Raw genomic sequence first — 10053 nt, 5'->3', positions numbered from 1 at the left:
GCCCCCGCCCCCACCTCGGCCCCTGGCTGCCCTGGCCGGGCGACCCCAGGGCCCGCCTCGTGGCCCTCGGCCAGATCACGGCCGGCCTCCCGCTCACCGCGTGGGGCGTACGGCGCCGCAGCGCCGGCTGGATCACTGCGGGCACCCTGCTCCTGGCCCACGGAGCCCTGAGCCTCATGTACGAGCTGGCCCATCCACGCGACTGACGACCACCCAGACGCGACCGCCGCACACGAAGAAGGGGCGCCCGAAGGCGCCCCGTCCGCATGCCCTACTTGTCCGCATGCCCTACTCGTCGTCGTCCTCGTCGTCGAGCCGCGCCAGCCACGTGGCCAGCCGCTCCACCGGCACTTCGAAGTCCGGATTCAGATCGACGAACGTCCGCAGCTGCTCGGCAAGCCACTCGAAGGTGACCTCCTCCTCGCCGCGCCGCTTCTCCAGTTCTTCGATGCCTCGGTCGGTGAAGTACACGGGTGTTCTCCTGGGGCTGGGCCTGCGGCCTCCGGTCGTACGCCACAAGGGTATGCGGCAGGTGTGTGGCGTGGGACCGGCCCCGAGCCGCAAGGACTCGGGGCCGGTCTCGGATGCCGTACGGCTTACGCCTCGAACACCTCACGCACCAGCTGCTCCTGCTCGGCCTGGTGCCGCTTCGCGGACCCGACCGCCGGCGAGGAGCCGTGCGGGCGGGAGATGCGCCGCAGGCGCTCCCCGTGGGGGACGTCCGCGCCGACCGCCAGGTCGAGGTGGTCGATGAGGTTCAGGGCGATGAACGGCCAGGCGCCCTGGTTGGCCGGCTCCTCCTGGGCCCAGAGGTACTTCTCGGCGTTCGGGTACTTGGCGATCTCGGCTTGGACCTCCGCACCCGGGATGGGGTACAGACGCTCGAGGCGGATGATCGCCGTGTCCGTGACGCCGCGCTTCTGACGCTCGCCCTCTAGGTCGTAGTAGACCTTGCCGGCGCAGAAGACGACCTTCTTGACCGCGGCCGGGTCGACCGACGCGTCGCCGATGACCGGGCGGAACTGGCCCGTCGTGAACTCCTCCGCCTTCGAGGCGGCGGCCTTCAGGCGCAGCATCGACTTCGGGGTGAAGACGACCAGCGGCTTGTGGTGCGGGTTGTGCACCTGCCACCGCAGGAGGTGGAAGTAGTTCGACGGGAGCGTGGGCATCGCGACCGTCATGTTGTTCTGGGCGCAGAGCTGGAGGAAGCGCTCGACGCGGGCCGAGGAGTGGTCCGGGCCCTGGCCCTCGTAGCCGTGGGGGAGGAGGAGCGTCACGCCGCTCGTCTGGCCCCACTTCTGCTCGGCCGCCGAGATGTACTCGTCGACCACCGTCTGCGCGCCGTTGACGAAGTCGCCGAACTGCGCCTCCCACATCACGAGCGCGTCGGGGCGGGCCAGCGAGTAGCCGTACTCGAAGCCCATGACCGCGTACTCGGACAGGAGGGAGTTGTAGACGTTGTAGCGCGCCTGCTCCTCGGCGAGGTACTGGAGCGGGGTGTGCTCCTCGCCCGTCTCGCGGTTGATGAGGACCGCGTGGCGCTGGCCGAAGGTGCCTCGCTGGGAGTCCTGGCCGGACAGGCGGACCGGGGTGCCCTCCAGGAGGAGGGAGCCGACCGCGAGGGTCTCGCCCATGCCCCAGTCGATGGTGCCGTCCTCGACCATCGAGGCCCTGCGCTGCAGCTGCGGCAGCAGACGCGGGTGTACGTGGAAGGAGTCGGGGATGTTGACCTGGGACTCGGCGATCCGCTTCACGACCTCCGTGGAGATCGCGGTGTTCACGGCGACCGGGAACTCCGCCTGCGGGTCCGACACCGGTCCCGCACTCGGCTGGGCGGTGACGGCCTCACGGACCTCCGTGAAGACCTTCTCCAGCTGACCCTGGTAGTCCTGCAGGGCCTGCTCGGCCTCTTCCAGGGTGATGTCGCCGCGACCGATCAGGGACTCGGTGTACAGCTTGCGCACCGAGCGCTTCTTGTCGATCAGGTCGTACATCAGCGGCTGCGTGAACGCCGGGTTGTCCGACTCGTTGTGACCGCGGCGGCGGTAGCAGATGAGGTCGATCACCACGTCCTTGTTGAACGCCTGGCGGAACTCGAAGGCAAGGCGTGCGACGCGCACGACGGCCTCGGGGTCGTCGCCGTTCACGTGGAAGATCGGGGCCTCGATCATGCGGGCCACGTCCGTGGCGTACATCGAGGACCGCGACGACTCGGGAGCCGCCGTGAAGCCGACCTGGTTGTTGATGACGATGTGGACCGTGCCGCCCGTGCGGTAGCCGCGCAGCTGCGACATGTTCAGGGTCTCGGCCACCACGCCCTGGCCCGCGAAGGCCGCGTCGCCGTGCAGGGCGACCGGGAGGACCGTGAAGTCCGTGCCGCCCTTGTTGATGATGTCCTGCTTGGCCCGGGCGATGCCCTCGATGACCGGGTCGACCGTCTCCAGGTGGGACGGGTTCGCGGCCAGCGAGACCTTGATCTGCTCGCCGTCCAGGCCCGTGAAGGTGCCCTCGGCGCCCAGGTGGTACTTCACGTCGCCGGAGCCGTGCATCGACTTCGGGTCGAGGTTGCCCTCGAACTCGCGGAAGATCTGCGCGTACGACTTGCCGACGATGTTGGCGAGGACGTTGAGGCGGCCGCGGTGGGCCATGCCGATGACGACCTCGTCGAGGCGGGACTCCGCCGCCGAGTCCAGGACCGCGTCCAGCAGCGGGATGACGGACTCGCCGCCCTCCAGGCTGAAGCGCTTCTGGCCGACGTACTTCGTCTGCAGGAAGGTCTCGAAGGCCTCCGCGGCGTTCAGCCGGCGCAGGATGCGCAGCTGCTCCTCGCGCTCCGGCTTGGTGTGCGCGCGCTCAATGCGGTCCTGGATCCACTTGCGCTGCTTCGGGTCCTGGATGTGCATGAACTCGACGCCGGTGGTGCGGCAGTACGAGTCACGCAGCACACCGAGGATGTCGCGCAGCTTCATCAGGGACTTGCCGGCGAAGCCGCCGACCGCGAACTCGCGCTCCAGGTCCCACAGGGTGAGCCCGTGCTCGGTGATGTCCAGGTCGGGGTGCTTGCGCTGGCGGTACTCCAGCGGGTCGGTGTCGGCCATGACGTGGCCGCGGACCCGGTAGGAGTGGATCAGCTCGAAGACGCGGGCGGCCTTGGTGACGTCGTCGTCGTGGCTGGCGTCGATGTCCTTGAGCCAGCGGACCGGCTCGTAGGGGATGCGCAGCGCCTCGAAGATCTCGTCGTAGAAGCCGTTCTCGCCGAGCAGGAGGTTCGCGACGATCCGCAGGAACTCGCCGGACGCGGCACCCTGGATCACCCGGTGGTCGTAGGTCGACGTGAGCGTCATGACCTTCGAGATGCCGAGCTTGTTCAGGGTGTCCTGGGAGGTGCCCTGGAACTCCGCCGGGTAGTCCATGGAGCCGACGCCCATGATGACCGACTGGCCGGGCATCAGACGCGGGACGGAGTGGACGGTGCCGAGGCCGCCGGGGTTGGTCAGGGAGACCGTGACACCGGAGAAGTCGTCCATCGTCAGCTTGCCGTCACGGGCGCGGCGGACGATGTCCTCGTAGGCCTGCCAGAACTCGAAGAAGTTCAGCGTCTCGGCCTTCTTGATGCCCGCGACGACCAGCTGGCGGTCGCCGTTGGGCTTCACCAGGTCGATGGCGAGGCCGAAGTTGACGTGCTCAGGCTTGACCAGGGTCGGCTTGCCGTCCTTCTCCACGAAGGAGTAGTTCATGGACGGCATGGCCTTGATGGCCTGCACCATCGCGTAGCCGATGAGGTGGGTGAAGGAGATCTTCCCGCCCCGGGCACGCTTCAGGTGGTTGTTGATGACGATGCGGTTGTCGAAGAGCAGCTTCACCGGGACCGCGCGCACGGACGTGGCCGTGGGGACCTCGATGGAGGCGTTCATGTTCTTCGCGACCGCGGCGGAGGGGCCGCGCAGCGTCACGAACTCCGGGCCCTCGGGGGACGCGGCGGCGGGCGCTGCCTTCGGGGGCGCGGCGGCCGGCTTCGCGGCCGGAGCCTTGGCCGGCGCGGCGGCCTGTGCGGGCGCCTGAGCGGCTGCCGCGGGCTTCGGGGCCGCGGGAGCCGGGGCGGCCGGAGCAGGAGCCGGGGCGGGCGCCTGGGCCTGCGCAGGCGGGGCGGCAGGCGCGGGCCTGGCCGTGGTGGTCGCTGCGGCCCCCGTGGCCGCAGTACCCGCCGGAGCCGAGGCGGCAGCCGCCCCCGGCTTGTAGTCGGCAAAGAAGTCCCACCAGGCTCGGTCTACCGAATTCGGGTCCTGGAGGTACTGCTGATAGATCTCGTCGACGAGCCACTCGTTGGGACCGAAGGCCGCTGCGGGATTCTTGCCCGCTTGGTCTGCGTCGGTCGAGATGCTCGAGTTACTGGGGGACTGTGGCGACACGGCGGCAACCGCCCTCTTCCGCTTCACAAGGTGATGGACAGCGGGAATAAAGGCTACGCCTCCAAGACCGGGAAGGTCAGGCCGGGCCCGTCCATCGTCGTGTAAGTCACATCAAACAGCGTGTTTCAGGGGTGGAAATGGCGGGAAACAAGCGAGGTTCCGCTTCATCCGGGATGAGCTGAGAGGGCCTCAGCGCGACAACGGCGCGGGCCTGTGCCTGATCACACGTGTCCGTCAGTGCGGACGCCCGTGGATCTTGTGGCTCCGCTTCGAACTTTACGTCAACTTGGCAGAGATGGAAGTCCCGGAAGGGTGACAAGAATCCGGCAGCCCCGCTCGGATTCGGCCACTCCGATCCGGCCGCCGTGCAGATCCACCGCCCAGCGGGCGATCGCGAGCCCGAGGCCCGTGCCACCGTCGCTGCCGGGCCCGTGCGGCCGGTTGACGTTGCCGCGGTTGAACCGCTCGAAGACCCGGTGCCACTCCGACCGGGGTATGCCGGGGCCCTCGTCGAGAACCTCCAGCTCGAGCGACTCGGGCCAGGCCCCGCGGCGCGCCTTGACCGTGACCCGGCCGTGCGCCGGACTGTGCTTGACCGCGTTGTCGATGAGATTCGCCACGACCTGGTGGATCCGCTCCGGGTCCGCGTGTGCGGTCAGCTCCGGCGGGGACACGTCGAGGTGCAGATGGACGTCCGTACGTGTGTGGCTGCCGGATCCGGAAGCAATGCCCGCGCGCGCCGAGGCGACCATGTTGGCCTCCTTCAGCACGCCCGACAGGTACGGCCACACCTCGAACCGCCGCCTGCGCAGCGGTACGACCCCGTTGTCCAGCCGGGACAGGTCGAGGAGCGTCTCCACGAGACGTCCCAGCCGCTCCGTCTGCTTCAGGGCCGTCCGCATCGTCTCGGGGTCGGCCTCCGTGACGCCGTCGACGATGTTCTCCAGGACCGCACGCAGGCCCGCGATGGGTGTGCGCAGCTCGTGGGAGACATTCGCCACGAGCTCCTTGCGCTGCCGCTCCTGGGCCTCCAGGTCGTCAGCCATGTGGTTGATCGTCTGGGCCAGGTCGCCCAGCTCGTCCCGACGGTTCTCCCGCACCCGGCGGGTGTAGTCGCCGTGCGAGATCGAACGGGCCACCGCGTTCATCTCGTCCAGCGGCGCGGTGAGCGAATGCGCCACGAACTGCGTGATCAACAGTGTGGCGATCATCGAGAAGACCGTGATGAAGCGGAGCTCCGTCTTGGTGTGCACCGCGATCATCAGCAGACCCGTGGTGATCAGCACCGAGATGACGACCAGGGCGCCCAGCTTGGTCTTGATCGAGAACGGACTTACGCCGCCCCAGGGTTCCCCGGGGCGTCTTGGTGCGGCCGGCCCGTCGCTCATGGCGTCGGCGTCTCCAGGGCGTAGCCCACGCCGTGCACCGTGCGGATCCGCTCGGCGCCGATCTTCCGCCGCAGTGCCTTGATGTGGCTGTCGACGGTCCGGGTGCCGGAGGCGTCCGCCCAGTCCCACACCTCGGCCAGCAGCTGCTCACGGGAGAGCACGGCACGCGGGGTGTTGGCCAGGCAGACCAGGAGGTCGAACTCCGTGGGCGTCAGGTGGACATCCTCGGAGCGCACCCGCACCCGGCGCTGCGCGTGGTCGATCTCCAGCTCGCCGAGCCGCAGGATGCCGCTGCGCGGGGTCGACGCCGCGATCGCGGCCCGCTCCACCCGGCGCAGCAGGACGTGCACCCGCGCGGCCAGCTCCCGCATGGAGAACGGCTTGGTCATGTAGTCGTCGGCGCCGACGCCGAGCCCGACCAGCATGTCGGTCTCGTCGTCCCGCGCGGTGAGCATCAGCACCGGCACCGGACGGGCGGCCTGCACACGACGGCAGACCTCCAGACCGTCGAAGCCGGGCAGCATGATGTCGAGGATCAGCAGATCGGGCTGCCAGGCCTCGGCGGTGTCTACCGCGGACGGACCGTCGCCCGCCGTTTGCACGAGGAATCCCTCGGCGCGCAGGCGGGTCGCGATGGCGTCCACGATCGTCGGATCGTCTTCGACGACAAGCACCCGGCGCTGCGCACCCTGGGTCGTCGCCGTGCCGTTGTGGGAGGTGTGTGTCTGCTCCATCGCCCGCCCCTGAGGTGTGCAATTCCGGAACCAGTGGGGTGATCCCTTGTCTGCGCATGACTGCGCTTGACGCTTGAATGATCGGCGTCAGGGAAGCAGAGTACGGGGAGTCACCGCGGCTTTGCTATCCAGGTCGGACGGCAATGTGCACGACGTCCGGAACGCCCCGGGCAACGGGGATCTCTTCGGTACGCACCCGCTGGAACCCGGCATTCCATAGGGATCCTTCAAATTCCGGCGAGGGCTGGGCGGACCACACGGACAGTACCCCTCCTGGCCTCAACGCCCTTGCGCAGCTTGCCAGTCCGGCCGCGGAGTACAGCCCGTGGTTGCCCTCGGTGACCGTCCAGTCGGGGCCGTTGTCGATGTCCAGGCACAGCGCGTCGAACGTGTCGCATGTCTCATTGACGAATGCGACAAGATCCGTTTCCACAATTTCTGCGCGCCGGTCGGCCAGGGCCTGCGCCGACAACTCGGCCAACGGCCCTTCACGGTGCCAGTCGATGATGGCGCGTTCCCGCTCGACCACCGTGATCCGGCCCCAGCGGGGGTCGGCCGCGGCGTGTGCCAGGGAGAAGCCGACGCCGAGGCCGCCGATGAGCACGCTCGGCTCCCCGCGACCGTCGAGCGCCTCCAACGCGGCGTCCACGAGCCGCCGCTCCGAGCGGCCGTCGGAAGTGTCCATCAGGAAGCAGCCGTTGGCGATGATCTGCAGCAACTCGCCGTGCCGTCGCAGCACGACCTCGCCGTGCGGACCCTCGCGCCGGTCCAGGACCTGGGGAATGTCGTACGAGGTGGGCATCGGTCCATCTTGGCAGGCGGGAGCGGATGGGCCGAGCGAATTTCCTCAGACGGTGAGCCCGTGGCCGTACGGAAACACCAGGTCCTCCGTGTCGTTCGGGACGTCCGGCCTCCACCGCCGCCATGGAGCGCGGCAGTTCGAACGGAAGCCGTCCTTGCGGGCGGGCCCGGCCGGCCGCCGTCATGGACGGCCTCCAACTCCAGTGGGTCCTCGACCCGCAGGGCTTCGACATGGTCGGCCGCTTCCGCCAGTACGCGGACCGGCTGCTGCGGTCCGTCACGGCCGCGGGGACCGGGCTTCCCGCGGACGCCTGAGGTTTCTTGAGAAGTGGATGTGAATCGGCGCCCGGGTGGCGCCGGTCACAGACAGCGTCCCCGCGGGGCGCGGAGGCTGGGGTGGAACGGAAGGAGCGCCTCACCGTGGAACGGACTGCGGCGGAGGGTACGACGGGTTCGTCGGCGCCCGTGAGCGACGGGGCCGCGAATGGGTCCCCGCCGCACGATGCGCACCCTCCGCGTTACGACGCCTGCCTGCCCGACGTCTCCGGCCTGCTGGACGGGATGCCGCGCCAGCGAGGGCCGGTGCCGGACCTGCCCGCCCCGGCGCCCGCGGTCGAGCCCTCCGAAGCCCGCTCCCGCCTGCGTGTCCGCCCCTGGCGGCTGCTGCCCACCCCCACCGGGACACCGTTCACCTTCGGCTACGGCGCCGTCCTCGCGCTCACCTCGCTCGTCACCGAGTACGCCGACCCCGCCCTCGTGCACCACCTCCACCAGGCCTCCAGCACCGATGTGGCACACCTCGTGCAGACGCCCGTACCGGTGCTGCTGGCCAGCGCGCTGTGGATCGCGGGCGGGATCCTCTCGCCGTACGCGATCGGTCTCGTCCTCGTCCTCACCGCGCTGGAGCGCCGGATAGGCGGACTGCGCACGGCGGGCGTCTTCCTGCTCGGGCATGTCCTCGCCACCCTCGCGACCGAGGTCCCGGTGGGGCTCGCGGTGCTGGCCGGCCATCTGCCCGACAGCTCGCTGCACCGCCTCGACTACGGCGTCAGCTTCGGCGTCGCCGCCGGAGTGGGTGCCCTGGCCGGGCTCCTCACCCCGTGGCTGCGCTGGCCGCTGCTGGCCGCGTTCGGCGCGATGCTGGTCCAGGACCTGCTCGCGTTCGCGGACCCGATGACCAACTGGGGGCATCTGATGGCGTTCGCGATCGGCATCGCGACCTGGCCGGTGACGCGGGGGTGGCACCGGGCGCGGACCGCTCGGGAGCGCTCTGCTGTCGCAGCCTAGGACCCTGCCCGCCGGGCCGCGGCCAACTCCCGTGCGAGCGCCGGGATGCCCAGGCGGCGCTCCTGTTCCTCGCTCGCCCCGTGCAGCCGGTTCGTGAGCTGGTAGGGGTCGGCGCGCAGGTCGTAGTACTCCCGGAAGACGACCTCGCCGCTGCCCTTGGGGCGGCCGGCGGTGTCGAGGCGGCCTCGGTAGTACTCCGTGTACTGCTCGGACTTGCCGATGTACGACGCCCATGTGTGGATCGGCTTCTTGTCCTGGCGGTTCCACCACCACTCGGCGAGCAGATGGTCCCGGTCGTTGCCGGGGTCGAGCAGCGAGTGGCCGTCGTGCGCGGGGTCCGGGGCGATTCCGGCGGCCCGGAGGAAGGTCGGCGCGATGTCGACAAGGCCGGTGAGACGGTCGTCGGCTCCTGCGGTCAGACCGGCGGCCGGCCAGGAGAGGTGGAACGGCACCTCCAGACTCGGGCGGTAGGGCACCGACTTGCGCAGCCAGCCGTGGTCCCCCCAGCACAGGCCGTGGTCACTGGTGAACAACACCAGCGTGTTCTCCAGCTGGCCGAGCGCGCGCAGCTTGTCGCGGAAGTCGCGCATCGCGTCGTCCACGGACAGCAGCGTGCGCAACTGGCGTTCGCGCAGCGCCTGCCCCTGCGCGAAGGACTGCTTCGCCGTGCGCAGGAACGGCGGCTTGTCGGCCTTGCCGGTCTCGAAGACGGAGGGCCGGCCGTCCCAGTCGGGCACGCGCGTGCGTGCGTACTTCTTCTCCGGGATGTTCACCTCGTGCGCCGAGCGCGTGGCGACGTACGCGAACCAGGGCCGGTCGTCGGTGCGGGAGTCGTCGATGAAGGCGAGCGCGCGGTCCTTGATGACCGTGGTGTTGTAGCCGGGGATGTTCCGGACGGTCCCGTTGTCGTTGTAGTGGCCGTTGTAGTACGCCACCGGTTCCTGGAGCAGCCACTCGTCGAAGTACGGCGGCTTCTCGCCGGTGGGCCAGAAGTTGAGGTACTTGCCGAACAGGCCCGTGCGGTAGCCCGCCTCTTGCAACCGGCGCTGCACGGTGGTGCGTTGGTCCAGGCGGGCGGGGTGGCGGGTGTCCAGGAGGCCGTGGTTGTGGGCGTACCGGCCGGACATGATCGAAGCACGGGAGGGGGCGCACAGCGGGGTGTTGGCGTGTGCGCGTGCGAAGGTGACGCCCTGTCCGCCGAGCCAGTCGAGGGTCTGGGGCAGCGCCCAGTCCGTGTCCTTGGGCTGGTCGTCGGTGAGGACGAGGAGGATGTTGGGCCGGTCGTCGGAGCGGGGGCGGCGGCCGGGGGCGGGAGAGGCGGGGGGGGCGGGGGGTCCGCCCGGCGCCGGGGGGGCCCTGGGCGGGGGGCGCGCCGGAGGCTTTCCGTCGTCGCCCCCCCCCCTCTCCGCCCCAGGGGAGGCCCCCCCCCTCGCC

At 69.9% G+C, this 10053-nt stretch carries 8 protein-coding genes and 1 pseudogene; 3 read left to right on the top strand and 6 right to left on the bottom strand.

The window, feature by feature from the left end:
* Window positions 1-206, top strand: a pseudogene (locus ADK57_RS47105) (hypothetical protein); the annotation flags it as partial.
* A gap of 82 nt (window positions 207-288) precedes the next feature.
* Here the strand turns inward: ADK57_RS47105 and ADK57_RS08815 are convergent.
* The 5 genes from ADK57_RS08815 to ADK57_RS08795 form a co-directional block, all read right to left on the bottom strand.
* On the bottom strand, window positions 289-471 hold the full coding sequence (locus tag ADK57_RS08815; RefSeq protein WP_019075209.1) for a DUF6104 family protein: 183 nt from the start codon (window positions 469-471) through the stop codon (window positions 289-291).
* Window positions 472-596: 125 nt separating this feature from the next.
* Window positions 597-4409 (bottom strand): multifunctional oxoglutarate decarboxylase/oxoglutarate dehydrogenase thiamine pyrophosphate-binding subunit/dihydrolipoyllysine-residue succinyltransferase subunit, encoded by a 3813-nt coding sequence (locus tag ADK57_RS08810; RefSeq protein WP_053748808.1) that lies wholly within the window; start codon window positions 4407-4409, stop codon window positions 597-599.
* Window positions 4410-4690: 281 nt separating this feature from the next.
* Complete coding sequence (locus ADK57_RS08805; protein ID WP_053748807.1) at window positions 4691-5797, bottom strand: sensor histidine kinase; 1107 nt, start codon at window positions 5795-5797, stop codon at window positions 4691-4693.
* On the bottom strand, window positions 5794-6531 hold the full coding sequence (locus tag ADK57_RS08800) for a response regulator transcription factor (protein WP_053748806.1): 738 nt from the start codon (window positions 6529-6531) through the stop codon (window positions 5794-5796). The genes ADK57_RS08805 and ADK57_RS08800 overlap by 4 nt, the downstream gene beginning before the upstream one ends.
* Window positions 6532-6655: 124 nt before the next feature.
* A complete protein-coding gene (locus ADK57_RS08795) occupies window positions 6656-7333 on the bottom strand; it encodes a hypothetical protein (protein WP_053748805.1) in 678 nt (225 codons plus the stop codon).
* A 122-nt stretch (window positions 7334-7455) separates the two neighbouring features.
* Between ADK57_RS08795 and ADK57_RS50410 the strand changes: the two genes are divergently transcribed.
* Window positions 7456-7647, top strand: a complete 192-nt coding sequence (locus ADK57_RS50410; RefSeq protein ID WP_053748804.1) for a hypothetical protein — start codon at window positions 7456-7458, stop codon at window positions 7645-7647.
* Window positions 7648-7752: 105 nt separating this feature from the next.
* Window positions 7753-8619, top strand: coding sequence for a rhomboid-like protein (locus tag ADK57_RS08785; RefSeq protein WP_078973022.1), 867 nt, complete (start codon window positions 7753-7755; stop codon window positions 8617-8619).
* Here ADK57_RS08785 and ADK57_RS08780 read toward each other — a convergent pair.
* Window positions 8616-10053: sulfatase (locus tag ADK57_RS08780; RefSeq protein ID WP_234390046.1), on the bottom strand; the 1438-nt coding region annotated here is incomplete at its 5' end. The two genes, ADK57_RS08785 and ADK57_RS08780, sit on opposite strands and share 4 nt — an antisense overlap.

It is taken from the genome of Streptomyces sp. MMG1533 (assembly GCF_001279775.1).
GTDB lineage: Bacteria > Actinomycetota > Actinomycetes > Streptomycetales > Streptomycetaceae > Streptomyces.
This window is presented reverse-complemented; position numbering and strand designations above follow the sequence as displayed.

Bases quoted from the DNA above. Each gene is read 5' to 3' on its own strand.
- ADK57_RS08800 (WP_053748806.1), bottom strand. From the start codon at position 6,531: ATGGAGCAGACACACACCTCCCACAACGGCACGGCGACGACCCAGGGT.
- ADK57_RS08805 (WP_053748807.1), bottom strand. From the start codon at position 5,797: ATGAGCGACGGGCCGGCCGCACCAAGACGCCCCGGGGAACCCTGGGGC.
- ADK57_RS08795 (WP_053748805.1), bottom strand. From the start codon at position 7,333: ATGCCCACCTCGTACGACATTCCCCAGGTCCTGGACCGGCGCGAGGGT.
- ADK57_RS50410 (WP_053748804.1), top strand. From the start codon at position 7,456: ATGGAGCGCGGCAGTTCGAACGGAAGCCGTCCTTGCGGGCGGGCCCGG.